The sequence below is a fragment of the Lysinibacillus telephonicus genome (assembly GCF_003966145.1).
GTDB classification, from domain to species: domain Bacteria; phylum Bacillota; class Bacilli; order Bacillales_A; family Planococcaceae; genus Ureibacillus; species Ureibacillus telephonicus.
Window position 1 is genome coordinate 31,242 of sequence record NZ_RXNR01000008.1, and the last position, 19,835, is coordinate 51,076.

The window sequence follows — 19,835 nt, forward strand, 5'->3', positions numbered from 1 at the left end:
AATGAAAATTTGTATCATTGCAGAGGGTTCCTACCCCTATGTTACAGGGGGCGTCTCCAGTTGGATTCAAACAATTATAACCAATATGCCTGAGCATCAGTTTATTATTTATTCGATAGGTGCTGAAAAAAAGGCTAAAGGGAATTATAAGTATCAGCTTCCAGCAAATGTTATACAAGTTGAAGAAGTTTTTTTAGATGACTTTGCTGAGGAAGAAGACAAGTGGGGACGTACCTATAAATTAACAAATGAAGAGAGAAAAGCGCTTAAATCTTTAATAGATAGCAATCAACCAGATTGGGAAACGCTTTTATCTATGTTCTCTGGGAATAAAATTGATTCAGCTATCAATTTCCTTAAAAGCAGAGACTTTTTCGATATAGTTCATGAAATTTGTCTAGAGAAATATGATCAAGTTCCATTTACAGATATGTTCTGGTCGATACGTTCAATGGTGTTGCCCCTATTCCTTTGCATTAAACATCCACTCCCGCAAGCAGATCTTTACCACAGTGTATCAACAGGATACGCAGGAGTTCTCGGCAGCCTAGGGAAATACATGAATCGTAAGCCATTTGTTTTGACTGAACATGGAATATATACGCGGGAAAGAGAAGAAGAAATTATTAAAGCACAATGGGTTAAGGGGTATTTTAAAGATTTATGGATTCAGTATTTTTATAATTTATCAAATTGTGCTTATAAACATGCCGATAAGGTAGTTACGTTATTCCAAAAAAACAAGGAAATTCAAATAGAGTTAGGATGTTCCCCAAACAAGATTGTTATTATACCAAACGGTGTAAATCGTGAAGACTACATTGATTTGCCTAAAAGGGGATACCGCAATCGCGGGGAGCTTTATATAGGGGCAATTGTTCGTGTTGTTCCAATCAAAGATATTAAAACAATGCTGCAGAGCTTCGCTATCGTGAAACAGGAATTGCCAAATGCAAAATTCTTCATAATGGGCCCAACTGATGAAGATGAAGAGTATTATAACGAGTGTATTCAATTAATAGAAAGTCTGCAGATTGAGGATGTTTTTTTTACAGGTGAGGTAAATGTTAAAGAATATATTAATCTAATGGATGTGCTAGTGCTTTCAAGCATTAGTGAAGGACAACCGCTAGTACTGTTAGAAGGTATGGTGTGTGGAATACCTTTTGTTGCAACAGACGTAGGTAACTGTAAAGGAATTCTATTAGGTGAACTAGATGATTTAGGAGAAGCGGGAATCGTTGTTCCAGTCATGCAATATACCGAAATGGCAAGAGCAATTATTCAACTATGCCAGGACGAACAGAAGAGACAATTGATGGGGGAAATAGGAAAAAGGCGAGTGGGACTCTTTTATACAAAAAGGAGTTTTATCAAACGTTATCAGAAACTTTATGAAGAAATGGTGAAAAGTGTATGGCAGGAATAGGGTTTCAATTAAAAAAAATGTTTAATGAGCGCGGTTTTTTAGCCAATGTTCGTGCTTACAGCTATTCAGCGATTGTTACAGTAGGACCGTTGGCATTATGTATATTACTAATGACCTTCGTACAACAATTGCTTTTAGCTGTCGATACACCATATGCAGAAAGAGAGTTGTTTTTGGCCGCATCCGAATATGCATTGATTTTTTCACAAATTATTACAGGCGGATTTAATCTTATTGTATCAAGGTATGTAGCAGATCAAATTTACCTAGAAAAATATGAAAATATACTATCTTCTATGTATGGTGTTATGAGCATCTGTGTTTTGCTCGGCGGAGTTAGTGCATTTGTTTTCTTCTTATTCTCACCGTTAGATCTTACATTTAAGTTTGTTACATACATCTTTTTTATTGAACTTATTATCGTATGGATTCAATGTATGTATGTATCTGCACTAAAGGATTATATGAAAATTGTTAAGAGCTTCTTAATAGGTGTAATAATTTCTGGAGCAGCGATTTTTATTTGCATTAAATTTTTACACATCTATAGTGTAACAGCAATGATGATTTGTTTAAATATTGGCTTCTTGTTTATGCTTGTAAAATTTACACAGTACATTAGAGAATATTTTAAGGTAAATAATTATAAATATTTTCTATTCCTGGCCTATTTTAAAAAATCCCCCTTGCTTTTTGTTTGTGGTTTCTTCTATACATTAGGATTATATGGCCATAATCTTATTGTCTGGCAGGGACAGTATCAGCACACGGTTGCAGATACGTTTGTCATTGCACCTTTTTATGATGTTCCTGTCTTTTTTGCTTATTTAAGTGTGCTGCCAGCCATGGTTTTATTTGTTGTCTCTTTAGAAACGTCTTTTTATACAGCCTATAAGACGTACTATAATCGTATTTTAAATTCTTTTCCATTGAGGGATATATTGTCAGCGAAAAAGGACATGTTTAAAATACTCTCTTTAGAGCTTGCATTTATCGTGGAAATTCAGTTGTTTACAGCGATTTGTTCGATTGCTTTGGGGTTGAAATTTCTCCCATTATTAGGGTTGACATTTGAGCAAATCCAACTCTTTATTATTTTGGTTCTTGGTTACCTTTTTTTCATTGTTATGTACACAGTCGTACTTCTATTACTTTATTATGATGATCAAAAAGGAGCATCTATCACTACGGTAATTTATACTGTGGGCAGCATGGTACTTACATTTGTTTTTGTGCCATATGACAATAATGGTTTCTCAGTATTTATTGCTGCATTAATTAGCTTACTGTTTGGCTTATGGAAACTAACCCATTACTTGAATAATATTGACTATTACACATTTTGCTCACAACCACTCATACCGAAAAAAAGAAGAGGAGATTTACGTGGGAACTGATAAATCAGATTAAAAAACAGTATTAGTGTGTTGGAGGATATGAAAAGATGAACAAACTACTTATGATGGCTTTTATCGTTTTTATGTTGATTCTTTCAGGTTGTACGAATGAAACAGGTGAGGCAGATGGCGGCAATGTGGAAGCTCAGCAAAAACAAGTACAAGAAACGGACAGTAACCAAACTATCGATGAGGATCCTAGATTATATGATTTTGAGAAAAAGAATTCTATTGTTACATTTTATATCACGATTTCAGATAAAAATGATACATCTTTTTATGAATTAAACAATTGGTACAGTATTCACAATAGTAATTCGAAATCTCCTAAACTGGATATCACGATTCAAGAGGGTACAGAAGAAGGAATTGAAGACGGTTTATTTGGATTTGATGAAACAGATGTTAATGCATCGATTGAACTTAGAGGGAAATCAACTAGAATTGCTGCACAAAAGTCCTTTAAAATTAAATTATATGATAGTGCTGGGCTGTGGAAAGGTCAAAAAACATTAAATTTAAATAAACATCCTTATGATGCAACTAGAGTAAGGAATAAGCTTTCTTTTGATTATTTTACACTAATCCCGAATCTGACAAGTATGCGTACACAATTTGTCCATTTGTATGTAAAGGATTTAACAGATAAAAATACAAATGGTAAATTCGTAGATTATGGATTATACACCCATATTGAACAAGGAAATGAACGATTTTTAGCATCACATGGTTTAGATTCTAATGGGAATTTATACAAAGCAGCATTTTTCGAATTCTATCGTTACCCTGATCAGTTGAAACTTGAATCAGATCCTTTATTCAATAAGGACGAATTTGAAACAATATTAGAAAATAAGGGAAGTAATGATCATCGCAAGCTGATTGATATGTTAGATGATGTAAATAATTATTCTTTAAACATTAATGACGTAGTAGAACAGCATTTTGACAGAGAAAATTACCTAACATGGATAGCAACTAATATACTGATGGGAAATCGAGATGTTATTACACAAAACTTTTATTTATATAGCCCATCGAATTCTGAAAAATGGTACTTCCTCCCATGGGATTATGATGGAGCTTGGAGATCTTCATCTACAATAGAAGAGCATACAAAAACACCTGAGTGGCAAAATGGGTTATCAAATTATTGGGGTTCTGTTCTTCATAAACGCTTTTTCAAAGATCCAAAGAATGTTGATGATTTGACTAAAAAAATAGAGGAGTTATCTTCAATCATTAATCCCGAGAATACTAAAAAACTATTAGATGAGTATTATCCAGTGGTAAGCAAATTTGTAAAAAGGTCACCTGATAAAGACCATTTAGATATAGACATTTCAGACTATAAAGACGTATATTTTGGAATGGTACGAGAATCGGAGGTTAATAAGGAGATATATTATAAAAACCTGGAAAAGCCGATGCCATTCTTTTTAGATTACCATATAGAAGGCAAGCAAAATGTATTTTCATGGGATGCTTCTTATGATATCCAGGGTGACGATATATTCTATACATTACAAATAAGTACAGACCCTGCCTTTACACAGATTGTTCATGAGAAAAAAGATATGATTGAAACAACATATACCTTAGATCAATTAGAAAAAGGTACTTATTATTGGCGGGTCATTGCTAAAGATACAAAAGGAAATGAGCAAATGGCTTTTGATGAATTGGATGAGGATGGAATAGTTTACTTTGGAGTTAAGAAATTTAGCGTTAATTAATAATTGATGCAGTAAATGATTCACATAGATGAAAGCAATTTCATTTGGTTAGGGTCTTTTCACCTCCTACATACTTGTTCAAGTACATGAAAACATTACAAATACTATTTAACAATGCCTAATAATAAAGGAAGCTAAAAATGAAGAAGCTACGACATGAGTTGAAATTCTATATTAATATAAGCGAATATGAACTACTGAGAGAAAAATTGCAAATTGTTTTAAAAAGGGACAAGCATACAGTAAATGATGAAGGGTATCATATTCGCAGTCTTTATTTTGATAATGTTTATGATAATGATCTGTATGAAAAAAACTATGGAATCTATCGCAGGAAAAAATTTAGGATTCGAATCTATAATCATAGCGACAGTGTGATTAAGCTTGAGAAGAAGAATCGATTTGGAGAAATGATCAACAAAGAATCTCTCTCTATTTCGAAGGATGAATATCAACGATTATTAGAATGGGACTACGATTTTTTACAGGATAAAAATAATCAAACCGCAAAAGATTTTTATTTATATATGAGGACGCAGCATATGTCCCCTAAAGTAATTGTTGATTATGTTCGCGAAGCATATATGGAAGATATTGAAGATGTAAGAATTACATTTGATAAATATTTAAGCGCTGGCGTGAACTCTGTCGATATTTTTGAGAAGAATCTAGTTACAGTTGAAGCTTTAAAATATCCCTTTATGATTATGGAGGTAAAGTTTAATTCTTATTTACCAGATTATATTCGTGATATCCTTCAGCTGGACAGTCACCATCGCTCGGCTATTTCAAAATATGTTATTTGTCGGGAACAAAGTATGATGTACTATAAGCAATAAGAGAGGACAATTAAATATGGATGAACGAATAAATTTTAACGACATTATTAAAAAAAGTTTTTTAAACTCAGATACGTTTACAAGTGTATCAATTTTGCAGATTTTAATTGGAACAATTGTTTCATTTCTAATTGGACTATTTATATATTTTGTCTATAAGAAGACTTTTCGAAGTGTCGTTTACAGTCACAATTTCAATGTTACATTAGTGCTCATGACAATGATAACTTCACTAGTTATTATGACAATTAGTACGAATATTGTACTTTCTTTAGGGATGGTCGGTGCACTAAGTATCGTCCGCTTCCGAACTGCATTGAAAGATCCGCTTGATATCGTCTTTCTATTTTGGGCTATTTCAGTTGGTATTGCCGTCGGGGCATCTATTTATGCAGTTGCAATTTTCGGATCCATTTTCATTGCGATTGCAGTGTTTATACTATCAAAAAAGAAATGGAAGGATGTAACGTATTTATTAGTCCTCCACTATGATGAAAAAGCATATGATGAGATTAAATCACAGCTTGTTAAATTCAATTATGAGTTAAAATCTAAAATTGTACGAAATAATTTAACAGAGCTAACATTAAAAATTAAGCTTAAAGTTGATAATACTGCATTTGTTCATAAACTATCAAATATTGATGGTGTAAAAGATGTATCCCTCGTACAATATAGCGGGGATTACGCGGCATAATTTGTCCATAATATTTAATAAAGGGTCGTTCGAAAATTCCTTTAGAACGGCCCTTTAAATATTAAACAAGGAACTACTGCACAAGCAAGGTGAGAAAAGTATACTGTGATGATGATATGAGCAACGTTACTAAGCCTCCTACCGTTAGTCAGAAAACGAAATTCGAAAGTGTAATTTTTGATAGCTATATATGTCCTAAATAAATAGAAGGACTATCCAGAAAAACAATCTTTCCGAATAGTCCCTCATATATAACTAGTTATATATGCTGTTTGAATTTTTATATGGAACAAATCCATACTTTTTACTGTATTTAAAACTTTTTGTATCTGGAGTAACAGTAAATACTGCAATATTTTCTTCACTCTCTAGTGTTTGGAAGTATTGAATCCAATCTTGACCCCATTTACTAGTTTTTAAGCGGTTTTTATCAAAGTCTTCCCACATAATCGCATCAACATAATCTTTTGAAGAGGTTTCTAATGTCTCAAAACCCCAATTTTGCAATAAAAGCAACTCATTATGTTTATCAGTAATGGATTGTAAAAGTTCAACATAACCATTTCTTAAGTAAGACGCCATTTCTTCATCATCGTGATAGAAATCATCGATATCCCCAACTGTATCTAAAAGAATGCCATCAAATTGTTTTTCAATAATTTCTTCTTCAATTTCATCGAGCAGAAGCTGTTGGTAATGGGGATTTGTAATATCCATTAAGTAAGTATCCCAATCTTCAACGTATACTCTCTCGCCATCATCTAATAAATAATCGGAGTCCTTTACTTTTTCAACAAACTCTTCGTCCCATGTCTGTAACTCCATAATACTAATATAACCTAGAGCAATAGTGCCCGCTTCCTTAATTTCAGAAACGTGTTCTTTTGTTGTTTCATGGGGTTCAATAACTACCATGTCATAATTGCTAAGTTGTTCAGCTTTTGAATCATCTATTTCACCGTAGTAAATTTTATAGCTATTCACATCTAATAAAGGGTTATGTACATGGCCCATCGTAGGATAGCATTGAGTTAAGAGAAGAGGAAATGCAAGGTTGAAGGCAAGGAATGTTTTTTTGAACATAAGTATTGCTCCTTTACGATTTATCTCTAAAAGAGAAAATTACGGTAACCCAGCCACCATAGCAATATACCTTAGGCCTGTAGTTTTGCGTCTCAATTTTTCAATTGATTTGCCATTATAATCATTATAATATAGCTTTCTGTATTTTGACAATTTTCACTTTTCACTTTTTATATTTTTGGCCGATATTAATCTAGCAAAAAAATATATGTAACTTTATAATGTTATAAATACAATATTCTATAAAATGGTATTAATTGGTCAAAATGGTAGTAAATTTGTAGAACGAATTTTGTACGTATTATGAGTACTAGGAAAGGGGATATGCTTATGAGAGCGATTTTAATCGATGATGAGCAATTGCCTTTAATGTATTTAAAAAAAGTGCTGGAAAATAAAATTGATGGTGTGGAAGTTGTTGGAGTATATCAAGATCCTATTCAAGCCTATGAAAACATAAAAACAGATTCACCAGATGTAATATTTATTGATATCCATATGCCTGAGATGAATGGACTAGAAATGGCAGAACGCATTCAGGGAGCTTTTCAAAATATAGAGATTGTATTTGTGACAGGGGATGATAGACATGCTCTTGAGGCGTTTGATTTATATGCATTTGATTACATAATGAAGCCACTTCAAATAGAACGTCTAAAAAAAACTGTGGAACGTTTGCAGCGAAGACTAGATAATCATCAAACAAATAGTAAAGAAAACAAAGTTGAGAATACCCTACTTTACACTTTTAATCAACTTAAGTACCAGAGAGCAGGTTGTGAACCTGAAATTTTTAAATGGCGTACAACCAAGGTGCAAGAATTGTTCGCATATATGTTTCACCATAGGGGAAAAATAGTAGATCGTGAGACATTAATTGAAATGTTGTGGCCTGATTTTGGAATTGAAAGAGGGGCAAAACAGCTTTATACCGCCATTTACCACATTCGTCAAACAATTAAGAAGGCAGGAATTCCTTCCATTTCAATAAGTAGTGTAAACAATTTATATGGAGGATACATAATGCATATTGAAGATATTCTAGTTGATACAAATGAATGGGAAACAAAGCTAAACAAATTAACTCCTCCAAAAAATGATAATATCCACGAACATGAAATCGTATTTAGTGAGTATAAAGGAGACTATCTTGGTGATTACGACTATTTATGGGCTGAGGGGGAAAGGGAAAGACTTCGCCGCCTATGGCTGAATCATGGCTTGATTTTGAGTAGATTTTATCGAGATACTGAGAATATTCAAGCGGCAATTAAAGTAAACCAACGAATTCAACAAATGTACCCAGATAAAGAAGAAAGTTACTTTGAACTGATGAGGCTGTATGCGTCAATAAACAGCTCAACTGCTGTTGAAGAGCAATATAGGCTATTAAGATCTGTACTAAAACAAGAATATGATAGTTTGCCAAGTTTTAATATTACAAATTGGTATGAAAAATGGAAAAGTAAATCCTATTCTTAATACTATGAACTAAATAGAAATATCGAAACTTAACTGAACGGATATAAAGACTAGAGGGGGCTGTCCAGAATGTGTAAATTCTGAGCAGCCCCCTTTACAAATAGTTTATTTCTGCAGAGCAGAAGATTATTTTGCCCATAGTACAATGTAAGGGTGTGTTCTCGAGCGGCGCTGATCACTAAGTAACAAAGGTTGTACAAAAATTTTAAGAATAATCCATTGTTTTAAAGCTAAGGAACATAGTTTTGGGAATTTGTATAGATTTTGTATATATAAAATTGATAAAATATAATTTTGATAATTATTCTCAAGGTTTGTGAGTATTTGTTGAGAGATGGGAGAGATAAAGGTGTATTTGGAAGGAAACTACAACTATTATATTGTTGCGCTTTCGGTTGTGATTGCTATATTAGCATCATACTCTGCACTAAGTATTGCGGCGAAAATTTCTCATTCAAACGGCCGAAGTCGATTTTTTTGGCTACTAGCGGGCTCGTTTGTAATGGGAACTGGCGTCTGGTCAATGCATTTTGTCGGCATGCTGGCAATGCATTTTCAAATGCCAGTGAAATACGATGTACCAATGACGTTACTCTCAATGTTAGCAAGTATGATTTCTTCGTTTATTGCATTTTACATAACGAAAGAAAAAGATATTCACTGGTATAAAATTGGAATTGGCGGTTTGATAATGGGAAGCGGCATTGTCACGATGCATTATATGGGAATGGAAGCAATGATTATGCCTGTCGAGCTTACTTATGACAAAGGGTGGTGGGTATTGTCTGTAATGATTGCTTTTGCTGCTTCCTTTGCAGCTTTATTTCTATTTCTACGCTTTCGAAATAATCAATCGCCATTCAGTTGGTTAAGGTGGATGTCCGCGGTAGCTATGGGGTTTGCTATTTGCGGTATGCATTATACAGGAATGAAAGCTGCCAAATTTCATTCTCACTCGGAAATGATAATGGAAAGTGATCCTTATGCAAATTTCTTCCTATTATATGGAGTAACCATCACCATTTTTATTATTCTATTTGTATCATGGGGAGCAGTATTCTTTGATCGGCACGTATTGGAAAAAATGGCTTACCAAGATGGAATTACAGGGCTACCAAATCGCAATGAAATGAATCGCTTTTTTGATACTTATATAGGCGATGAAAAGATTGGTGTTTTATTTCTTGATCTAGATCATTTTAAGGCGATTAATGATACTTTAGGACACCATACAGGTGATTTGCTCATTCAGGAAGTTGGCCTTCGCTTGAAAAAGTTTATTAAGAAAGATCAGCAAGCCTTTAGGATAGGCGGAGATGAATTCTTAATCATCGTAAAAAATTGTGATCAGAAACGAGCTGAACGATTAGCAGAGGAGATATTGCTAAGTATTAAGGAAGTTTATCAGATTGACGGAAATGAACTATATATCACGGCAAGCATTGGCATTAGCATCAGTTCGATAAAAGATTCCGAACGTTCTATGCTGCTTAAAACTGCAGATACGGCGATGTATAAAGCAAAAGGGTTAGGTAAGAATCAGTATTGTGTTTATAACGATACAATGGGAATGAAAGAAATACGTAAAATGGAATTGGAAAAAGACCTACAGAGAGCACTTAAAGATAAACAATTTTATCTGATGTATCAGCCAAAGTGGAATGTTAAAACGAATAAACTTGCAGGGTTTGAAGCACTATTGCGCTGGAAACATCCAAGACTAGGGGTGATTTCTCCAGCTGAATTTATTCCAATTGCAGAAGAAACGGGACACATCGTACCAATAACTAGATGGACTTTAGAACAAGCTTGCATTCAATGTAAAGAGTGGCAAGAGAAGGGGGATATTCATCCAATTTCAGTGAATATTTCTATTAGGCTTTTTCAAACTGACAAGTTAGCAGATTTCGTTCAATCGGTGCTTGAAAAGGTAGAGCTGGATCCCAATTTGCTGGAGCTTGAAATCACTGAATCTATGGTGCTATTCGACGTGGAAGACATAGTTAGACAACTTCAAAGTATTCGAGCTCTCGGAGTGAAAATATCAATGGATGATTTCGGTACGGGGTATTCCTCTATCGGACTGCTTGATCGTCTCCCTATAGACTCACTAAAATTAGATCGGTTATTTACGAATGATTTAGAAACTCCAAGTAAACGTGCTATTATCAATGCAATCCTTTTAATGGCAGAAAACTTGCATTTAGATGTTATTGCAGAAGGTGTTGAAAGTCGGGAGCATATTGAATCATTAACACAGTTAGGTTGTAATGTGATGCAAGGCTATTATTATGGTAAACCGATGGAAAGTGAAGATGTTGATGATTGGGTTAAAAACAATAAAGAAAGAGCTTTAGATTTTGTTGCAAATACAGTCAGCGAGCTGTAAGTCTATAGATAAATAAATGCTAAAACTTTATATTAAATTTTCGCTTTCTAACATGGGGGGCATTTAAAAAAAATAGAAGTTAGACGTCGGAGGTTCATACTGCTTTCAGTAGTAAATAACCAATTTGGTAGTTAAATATTTTAAAAACTAACTAATATAAGCAAATCCTGAAAATTAAAATGAACTTTCGGGATTTGTATTTTTATATTCAATTGTAATAGATTACTTCTCTCTAGTAGCATTTAAATGAAGTGTTTTTTATTTTATATATCCATGAATAGTATCCGCCAAGAGTGAGGTTTTGGTAAATATTTACCACCTATGAACAGCACTTCTTATATGGTAATATCATAGTTGGTTAATTTGTTGATACTTGTAGGAGGAAACACCTTGTTTTATATTAAAAAGCTCATTTCCTTTTCCCAAAAACAGAGTAGTATTAAAAATATATTTGATAATCAGGTGCATGTTCATTATGATGAATTACTTTTATTTTTAAAAGAACAAGGAGGCAATCATGCTTCTCATTTAATATTTTTAAAAGATAAAGAACAATTCTGGACTAGAGATAGAAATGCACTTATTGTTTATAAGCAAATCTTCAATAAGTTGGTAGTACTTGGCGATCCTATTGGAGATGAATCATACATACATAATGCAATTAATGAATTCAATGAATATTGTAAATTGAAAAACTTGAAACCAATCTTTTACCAAACAAGCCCTCGATACATGCAATATTATCATGAGTCTGGATATCGCTTTGTAAAGTTGGGAGAGGAGGCGATTGTAAAACTTGCGGGTTTTTCTCTTGAAGGAAAAAAGGGAGCAAAATTACGAACTAGAATAAATAAATTCTCCCGTAATGGGTTTACATTTCACGTTGTAGAACCTCCTCATTCAAAAGAACTTCTTTTAGAGTTAAAAGCAATTTCTGATTCATGGTTAGGTGGAGGAAAGGAAAAAGGATTTTCAGTCGTTTCTCACCGAGAAGACTATGTTGCTCGTTTCCCAATAGCTCTTATGTATGATCCAGAAGGGAAAATTATTGCTTTTGCCACCTTGGCAACAGATTACAAACAAACCTTGATAATTGACCTTATGAGAAAATGTAAACAAAGTCCGCATGGAACGATGGATGTATTATTTTTACATATTTTTGACTGGGCAAAAAACAACGCCTATCAAAATTGTAGTTTAGGAATGGCCCCATTATCGAATGTAGGAAATTGCAAGCATTCATTTATTAGTGAAAAAATCATTCGTTGTATCTATCTTTATGGAAATAAAAAGTACAATTTTAAAGGGTTAAGAGAGTTTAAAGGTAAATTTGCTACAGAATGGGAACCAAAGTATTTGGCATATAAAAAATCATTTTTACCGATTATTTTCCTTCAACTTGTTTTATTAATAAATCGTAAACAATCATCCAGAGAACCTTTTCCAGGCAAAGGGAAAGTTATTGCGAAAAAAGGTAATAAGTTGCGATATGAATAAAGAAATAGAATTCTTTGTTGTGAGCTTATAGAAGGATTAGACCTAGAAAAAATTTGAGGGGAAGAACGGTGTTGTTGGGTAAAGGTTTATTTCAAAAGTTTATTAAATATAGTTTTGTAGGTTGTATTAGTACGTGTATTTACTTTCTTTCTGTTTTTGTTTTAGTAGAACGATTTCACAATGAACCTGTATTTGCTTCAGCTATTGCCTTCATTATAATGACTATTGTTTCGTTTTTTTTAAATGTACGTTATACATTTGGTAGTAATGTTACATATCAGAAACTATTGCGTTTTTTTATTGTATCCACAATTGGTTTTACACTGAATTTCTTGCTAATGTTTTTTATTGTACGTATCCTTGATTATCACTATTTTGTAGGGGAGTTAGTTACAATTTTAGTAATCCCTATTGTTAATTTTATATTAAATAACTATTGGACTTTCCAATCACAATATTAAAATGTACTTAATCCTTAATTGAAAATAATAAATTTTGCATTCTAACATCACGATGATATATACATAATGATTTGTAATTCTCGGACACTCTTTATAGGGTGTCTTTTTTGTTCATTTTAGTTAATTATATATATTTGGCTTCCTAATAAAGTAAATTAGCATTTATTATTTCACATTTTTAAAAGATGATTAGTAGTAATATTCTATCTATTCAGAATTAATAAAATTAGAAAAATGACCCAATCCACATGGTATTATTACGTCATAATGTAAATAATTACAATAAAAGCAAACTCATTGAAAAATGAGGACGCAAAGCTTCAGGTCTAAGGTTCATTGCTATGACGGCTGGGTTGCAATCTATTATGAATACAATTTTTTTCTAACATTTTGCAACCCTTTTTTCAAAGGGCTTTTTTTGTGTTTTTTATTTTAAATTTCCAATTTATAAAGAACGTTTATAAAAGGCTTTAAAATAAGCAATTGGAGGAATGACAATGGATTTTAAAAGCGTACAACAACTATTTCCAAGTGAGGATGGAAGCAAGCTTCAACAAAAGGCATTCTTAAAAAATATTGAAAACTTGGTAATGAACATCGACAATTTAAAAAATCCTAACAAATCTACGTTAGGTACTATTCAAGAAAAAAGTGATGATTTTTATAAAGAACTTATAGAGAATACAAATACACCTCAAACGGGAATTGAAATGGAACAAGTTGTCCATGAGTTAATAAATCTCTCAAAGGGAAGTCCTTATCAAACAAGAAACTATGTAACTAATTCTATTCCGCTAGCAAGTATTCCGGGAGTTATCGGCCAATTAACAGCATCTTTATTAAACTCAAATAGTTTGTGGGATGTTTATGGACCAGCAGCGACAGAAGCAGAGGTTAGAGTTATTTCGATGATGTCAAAGATAGTGGGATATGATTATACAAAAAGCTGGGGCTATACGACATGGGGGGGTCAAGGAGCTGTATTTAACGGCTTGCGGCTTGCGATTGTTAAGCAATTTCCAAACTCAAATAAGGAAGGCATTCCAAATAACTTATATTGCTTTGCTTCTGAAAATGCTCATTATAGTTTACTAAAATCTGTTGAGGCAACTGGAATTGGGAGCAATCATTTAATAACTGTTAAAGCAGGATCAGATCATTCCATGGACTTAGATGATTTAAGATTAAAACTGGAAAAAGTCATTCAAAATGGAGGAATTCCAGTTTATATTGTTGCAACTACAGGAGCAACTGATAGTTTTGGAATCGATGATGTTAAAGCAATTAAAGAAATAGCTGCTGAAATAGAAGAGAAATATCAATTAAAACCAATTCATATTCATGCGGATTCTGCGATGGGCGGATTTTATAGCTTTTTCCGTGAATATGATTTTATGAACAATCCACTTCAATTTGAAGAAGAAGTATTAACAAGTCTGAAGAAAATAAATAATCGAATGAAATATATTCATCTTGCTGATAGTTGTTGTTTTGATTTCCATAAACTTGGACAAAACCCTTACAACGCAAGCCTTTATTTAGTTAAAAATGGACAAGACTTTGGCTTACTTGACCTAGAGGAATTTGATACACCGTATGTAGGCAATCGAGGCTATGGAAGCTACCATACAGGATATACTTTAGAATGCTCGCGAATGGGAAGCGCAATTTCCATCTATGCATCATTATTAGCTTTTGGTGTGGAAGGTTATCAACAATTACTAGCTAACTATATTCGTGTAAATTTAGCTTTCCGTAAAAAATTAATAACAAATTTCCCTAGAATAGGTATTACTAATAGCGAAACAATCGGACCAATTACTACTTTTAGATTGTATGAGAATAAAGCAAAATGGGATCTTGAAATAAGGGGAAAATTAAAGGTCGATGAAATTGAAAAAACAAACGAATTAAACGATCGATTATTTGAGATTTTAGGTAAAAATCGTGAAGATGTATTCTTTGGAGATACAAAAAAACAATGTATGGTATATGCTTCAGATTCAAAAGAACGACTTCCAGTTTATGTAGCAAAGTTTTTCTCAATTTCTCCTTATACAACAATAGAACATTTAGACCATATTACCACAGCTCTAGACAGTGCTATTAAAGAACTGGAGGAAATAGAAAATGAAGTTCTTATCTAAATTTAAACATTCTATTCTTATGAAATATGTTTTAAGTTTTGTCATTCCTATTGCAATATTTTCAATTTGTTTTAGCTTCATTCTATACACATTTTCACAAAGTATCGTAAATAACCATGTGCTAGTGCAATTTGAAAAAAACCTTGAGTTATTAGTACAAGAGGCGCAGTTGGAAATTGACCCATCTGTTGCGGAGGCTGCGGATGATGGGAATCAACAACAATATCAAGAACTTTTAAACCTTCTAAATAATTTTGCTGAAAAACATGATTCGATTCAGTTAATATATATTTTGACACAAAAAGATGGTAAAAGTTATATCGTTGGAGTTAACGGTGATGACTTATATGGAACAGAATATGCGATAACTGGGGAAATGAATAAAACATTCACGGAAGGTTCAACTGAAATAAGTGATATTTATGAAGATGAATATGGAGTTCATAAATCCATCTCTGCCCCTCTTGAAGGAACGAATATGTTAATAGGGATAGATATTGATGCATCGTTCATTCAAAAGTTGTTGTCAAATATTTTAGCTGTATCCATTATTACATCCTTGGTATTTATTATAATCGGAGTGGCTATTGCTTTCGTAGTAAGCAAGAAAATTATCAATCCACTTATTTTAATTCGAAATTATGTAAGCCGTGTAGCTGACGGGGATCTATCTATGGATGAGCTCAACATAAAAGGGAAAGATGAAATCGCTCAATTAGCTGAAGGTATTCAAAGGATGGTGCAAAGTTTAAACGAATTAATTGCTTCCATCTCAGTAAACGCAGACACAGTAGCTGCTACCTCTGAGGAACTTATGGCCGGTGCAGAGCAAACAAGTCAATCTATTAACCAAATTACTGGGGCAATTCAAGAAGTATCTAGTGGTATGGAAAATCAAGTATCCCATATTGAAAATATGAACGATAGCGTATCGAATATTTCTAGTAGTATGCAACAGATTTCTGAGAATATAGGTATGGTTGCGAACAATTCACAAAAAACAACTAATATTGCGGAAAATGGCAGCAAGGTTATTGAAAATGCTGTGGAAAAAATCCATTTCACTTATAAGACAATACAAGAAACTTCTGATGTAGTGAACCGTTTAAGTGATTATACGAAAGAAATTAGTGACATTGTAACAATCATAACTGAGATTACAGATCAAACAAACTTACTGGCATTAAATGCTTCAATTGAGGCAGCACGTGCTGGTGAACATGGGAAAGGGTTTGCTGTTGTTGCCGAAGAAGTTCGTAAACTGGCTGACCAATCTAAAGATGCTGCTAACCATATAAGAAGCAAAATTGAAATAATTAAGGATGAAGCTGCAAATGCGGTTGAATCCATGGCTGTAGGCTACAATACTTTAAAAGACGGTGTTTCATCGTTCGAACATGTCGGTGTTGACTTTGGTAATATTTTGGAGTCGGTTAATAGTGTCAACAATCAAATTATAGGGATTAATCATGCAATCGACGAGATGAACAAGGGAATACAACTTATTTCAGCTTCAATGAACGAATTAAGTGCTATTTCCACTCAAACATCTGGAAATATTCAAAACGTTGCTGCTTCTTCTGAAGAGCAATCAGCAACTATGGAAGAAATCTCTTCATCAGCAAATAGTCTTTCTCAAATGGCAGAAAACTTAAATGAGGCAGTAAATCGATTTAAGTTATAAAATCTAATCAGGATAGCGTATTTTGGAAAACGAATTGGGATAAAAGGGGAAATATTTCCTAGAGAAAGGAAAAGAATAAAAGTGTAGAAAAGGATTTTTTACTTTTCTTCACTTTTTTAAATCTCGCTAGACTATGAAATTCCAGTCCTGTCTATTTGTCTACAATGGCAGCAAAAGAATGTTAGCTTGAAGGTTCATTTGCTGTCTCTATATTTTTAGATGAATTCAATAATACAACTCCTCCAATAATCATTAATATTCCAAAGACCTTTAGTGAGGTAATAACTTCTCCCCATACAACTACACCAATTATGGCAGTTAACGCTGTTCCTATTCCCGACCAAATGGCGTATGCTAAACTTAAGGGGACTGTTTTAAGACACATGGATAAGCAATAAAATGACAATGCATAACCGGCAATTACCCCAATAGAAGGGGAGACAATGGTAAACCCCTCAGACATTTTTAGCATTGTAGTAGCAAAAATCTCTCCAACAATAGAGATCGCCAAAAATATATATCCTTTCATCTATCTTCCTCCCATTCTAGAATTAATGGGTTCCGCCCATATTTAATAAAATTACTCCGAAAATAATTAAAACTAACCCAAATAGTTTTTTGTTATTAAACTCTTCTTTGTAAATGATAATGCCAACTATCGCAGTAAGTGCTGTTCCCACACCTGCCCAAATAGCATAAGCTACTCCTAGTGGCAGCGTCTTCAAAGATAAAGATAAAGCATAGAAAGCAATACCATATCCAACGATTACCCCAAGAGAGGGGAAGAGATTTTTAAAGCCGTTTGTTATTTTTAACATTGAACTGCCGAACACTTCACTAACAATAGCTAAGATTAATAGTAAATATGCACCCATGAGGATTCCTCTCTAGTCACTTGTAATAGATATGAATTTTTCCTTTAGTAATGATTGATACAAAGTTTATTGTGCAGTCTAGATGTTTTTTTGTAAAGCTTAGTAAACACGTCAATGTTTTGAACGAGGGAAAATTAATCTTTTAATTCTTCTTAATTTTGGTTGATTTTGGGTATGGTAATACATTAACATTCATATATGATTATATGTTCATATATGTATTTTGGAAGGTGGGACTTTAATGTATAACACAATTGTAATAGGAGCGGGACAAGCAGGTCTTTCAATTGGGTATTACTTAAAACAAAATAGTGATAAATTTATAATATTGGATAAAGGGCAGGAAGTCGGAGATAGTTGGAGAAATAGATATGACTCATTAGTTTTATTTACACCTAGAATGTATAACTCTTTACCAGGTCTAGTGTTTGAAGGAGAGACACATGGATTTCCATCGAAGTTTGAAGTTGTAAATTATTTAAAGCGATATACAACTACATTTAACCTGCCTATTAACCTTGAAACTGAAGTAGTAAAAGTATCTAAAATCAAAAATGTTTTTTACGTAAAAACTAATCAAGGCGTTTTTAAATCGAAAAATCTAATTATTGCAACTGGAGCATTTCAATATCCAAAGATGCCACTATTTTCAAGGGATTTGTCAAAAGAGATTTATCAAGTTCATTCTTCCCAATATAAATCCTAGCCAGCTAAAAGACGGAAATGTACTTATTGTCGGTGGTGGGAATAGTGGGGCGCAAATTGAAGTCGAGCTATCGAAAGAAAGGGAAACATACTTAGCAATCAATAAAAAAATATCGTACTTGCCTTTAAGTATCCAAAATAAAAGTATTTTTTGGTGGTTTGACAAACTGGGTATTTTAAAAGCGAATACAGATTCCTTTTTGGGTAAAAGGATTCAAAAAAGAGGCGACCCTATATTTGGCTATGAATTGAAAGATGCTATTAAAAGAAAAGAAGTAACGATAAAATCAAAAGTAATTGCTGGGAAGGATAATCAAATTACCTTTGGAGACTTGTCTACTTTAAATGTGAATAATATTATATGGGCTACTGGTTTTGAGTCAAAGTATCCTTGGCTAGAGATAGAAGAAGTGTTTAACGAAAAAGGACAAATTATTCATTCTAGAGGTGTCTCAAATATAAAAGGACTTTACTTTATCGGTCTGCCTTGGCAGTATCGTCGGGGATCAGCGTTGATGCAAGGAGTAGGATTTGATGCAGAGTTTATTGTTCAACATTTAAAACATTTTTCAGAATAGTAGTAGATTTTTTATATAAGCGTGTAAATTACATGTTGAATGTTAAAAACGAACAAAGTAAACTTCTTGATTTTAAAACGAGGAACATATATTTAAATAATCACAATTATATAGATCTCAAAATAATCGTGTAAGGTCTATTATTTGAATGGATAATTTTACTGAAAGAAGGTTGAATAGTGGAATTGGAGATTCAGGAAAATGATGCAATTGTAGAAAGAAAAATCTGCTATGATTCAAAAATAGTTGAGCATAAATGTAAACTACTACTAGCAGAGCAGCAAAGGGTAGTACTTTTACATAAAATCGAACACTCTTTTTCTATGATGGCTGGTCAAAAGAAAAAAACTATCCCTAAAGGCAGTTATACAATTGCGTATTATTGGATGGACAAGCCTTATAATCTATATTTTTGGAAAGATGAAAAAGGAAATTATATAGGAGCTTATTTTAATATTGTTAAAAATACAAAGTCCTTAGATAAAATAATTGAATTTGAAGATTTGATTATTGATGTTTTAGTCCTTCCTAATGGAGAGTACTTTATTTTGGACGAAGATGAGCTGCCGGAGCCTTTGGAGCAATTTGAGAATGGGTACGTACAAAAGGCTTTAAACTCTTTATTGGACGTAATAAGTGAACTTATTCAGAATGTAAAAGCAGAAACGGAAATGTTACTAAAAATGGATAGAAGCAATAGTCTTACTGCAATAAAATAGTTTTTTTATCTCTACCTATATTCAAGTTTCAATATTAATTAACTTGATTTCAACTTGGAGTGAATTTTTAATTAGTTATTTAATATTTCGAAACTAAAAACAATCTCTTCCACTATG

Annotated in this window: 15 protein-coding genes, 1 pseudogene and 2 riboswitches; of the genes and pseudogenes, 13 read left to right on the top strand and 3 right to left on the bottom strand. The window is 33.0% G+C overall.

Annotated elements, in window-relative coordinates; all coding sequences use genetic code 11:
* The first annotated feature begins 1 nt into the window (after window position 1).
* The 5 genes from pelF (at window position 2) to EKG35_RS04130 (ending at window position 6,098) form a co-directional block, all read left to right on the top strand.
* Window positions 2-1,429, top strand: coding sequence for a GT4 family glycosyltransferase PelF (pelF, locus tag EKG35_RS04110; protein ID WP_126293125.1), 1,428 nt, complete (start codon window positions 2-4; stop codon window positions 1,427-1,429).
* A complete protein-coding gene (gene pelG / locus EKG35_RS04115) occupies window positions 1,417-2,826 on the top strand; it encodes an exopolysaccharide Pel transporter PelG (RefSeq protein ID WP_126293057.1) in 1,410 nt (469 codons plus the stop codon). Before pelF ends, pelG begins: the two co-directional genes overlap by 13 nt.
* A gap of 47 nt (window positions 2,827-2,873) precedes the next feature.
* Window positions 2,874-4,562 carry a CotH kinase family protein gene (locus EKG35_RS04120; RefSeq protein ID WP_126293058.1) on the top strand — a complete coding sequence of 563 codons (1,689 nt, stop codon included), beginning with the start codon at window positions 2,874-2,876 and terminating at the stop codon, window positions 4,560-4,562.
* Between the two features lie 140 nt (window positions 4,563-4,702).
* The gene (locus tag EKG35_RS04125; protein WP_126293059.1) at window positions 4,703-5,401 is read left to right on the top strand and encodes a polyphosphate polymerase domain-containing protein; all 699 of its coding nucleotides are present in this window, start codon (window positions 4,703-4,705) and stop codon (window positions 5,399-5,401) included.
* Window positions 5,402-5,417: 16 nt separating this feature from the next.
* Entirely contained in the window at window positions 5,418-6,098 is a 681-nt protein-coding gene (locus tag EKG35_RS04130; protein ID WP_126293060.1) for a DUF4956 domain-containing protein, read from the top strand.
* A gap of 255 nt (window positions 6,099-6,353) precedes the next feature.
* On the opposite strand, the gene EKG35_RS04135 is transcribed toward EKG35_RS04130, so the two are convergent.
* Complete coding sequence (locus EKG35_RS04135; RefSeq protein WP_126293061.1) at window positions 6,354-7,181, bottom strand: glycoside hydrolase family 191 protein; 828 nt, start codon at window positions 7,179-7,181, stop codon at window positions 6,354-6,356.
* Window positions 7,182-7,221: 40 nt separating this feature from the next.
* Window positions 7,222-7,305: riboswitch (cyclic di-GMP riboswitch) on the bottom strand.
* 206 nt (window positions 7,306-7,511) lie between these two features.
* On the opposite strand from EKG35_RS04135, the gene EKG35_RS04140 reads away from it, so the two are divergent.
* The 6 genes from EKG35_RS04140 to EKG35_RS04165 all read left to right on the top strand — a co-directional run bounded on the left by EKG35_RS04140 (window position 7,512) and on the right by EKG35_RS04165 (window position 16,841).
* Entirely contained in the window at window positions 7,512-8,663 is a 1,152-nt protein-coding gene (locus EKG35_RS04140) for a response regulator (RefSeq protein WP_126293062.1), read from the top strand.
* A gap of 355 nt (window positions 8,664-9,018) precedes the next feature.
* Complete coding sequence (locus EKG35_RS04145; RefSeq protein WP_126293127.1) at window positions 9,019-11,052, top strand: bifunctional diguanylate cyclase/phosphodiesterase; 2,034 nt, start codon at window positions 9,019-9,021, stop codon at window positions 11,050-11,052.
* 390 nt (window positions 11,053-11,442) lie between these two features.
* The gene (locus tag EKG35_RS04150; protein WP_185807636.1) at window positions 11,443-12,549 is read left to right on the top strand and encodes a phosphatidylglycerol lysyltransferase domain-containing protein; all 1,107 of its coding nucleotides are present in this window, start codon (window positions 11,443-11,445) and stop codon (window positions 12,547-12,549) included.
* Window positions 12,550-12,617: 68 nt separating this feature from the next.
* A complete protein-coding gene (locus EKG35_RS04155) occupies window positions 12,618-13,010 on the top strand; it encodes a GtrA family protein (protein WP_185807637.1) in 393 nt (130 codons plus the stop codon).
* A gap of 277 nt (window positions 13,011-13,287) precedes the next feature.
* A riboswitch (cyclic di-GMP riboswitch) is annotated at window positions 13,288-13,371 on the top strand.
* 136 nt (window positions 13,372-13,507) lie between these two features.
* Window positions 13,508-15,157, top strand: a complete 1,650-nt coding sequence (locus tag EKG35_RS04160; RefSeq protein ID WP_126293065.1) for a pyridoxal phosphate-dependent decarboxylase family protein — start codon at window positions 13,508-13,510, stop codon at window positions 15,155-15,157.
* Window positions 15,141-16,841 (top strand): methyl-accepting chemotaxis protein, encoded by a 1,701-nt coding sequence (locus tag EKG35_RS04165; protein ID WP_126293066.1) that lies wholly within the window; start codon window positions 15,141-15,143, stop codon window positions 16,839-16,841. The genes EKG35_RS04160 and EKG35_RS04165 overlap by 17 nt, the downstream gene beginning before the upstream one ends.
* 181 nt (window positions 16,842-17,022) lie before the next feature.
* Here EKG35_RS04165 and EKG35_RS04170 read toward each other — a convergent pair whose 3' ends face one another.
* A complete protein-coding gene (locus tag EKG35_RS04170; RefSeq protein WP_126293067.1) occupies window positions 17,023-17,370 on the bottom strand; it encodes a DMT family transporter in 348 nt (115 codons plus the stop codon).
* 22 nt (window positions 17,371-17,392) lie between these two features.
* Window positions 17,393-17,716, bottom strand: coding sequence for a DMT family transporter (locus tag EKG35_RS04175; RefSeq protein WP_126293068.1), 324 nt, complete (start codon window positions 17,714-17,716; stop codon window positions 17,393-17,395).
* 241 nt (window positions 17,717-17,957) lie between these two features.
* On the opposite strand from EKG35_RS04175, the pseudogene EKG35_RS04180 reads away from it, so the two are divergent.
* A pseudogene (locus EKG35_RS04180) lies at window positions 17,958-18,999 on the top strand (flavin-containing monooxygenase).
* A 179-nt stretch (window positions 19,000-19,178) separates the two neighbouring features.
* Window positions 19,179-19,718: a ribonuclease FAU-1 family protein gene (locus tag EKG35_RS04185; protein ID WP_126293069.1), complete on the top strand. Its 540-nt coding sequence runs from the start codon at window positions 19,179-19,181 to the stop codon at window positions 19,716-19,718.
* Window positions 19,719-19,835: the final 117 nt, after the last annotated feature.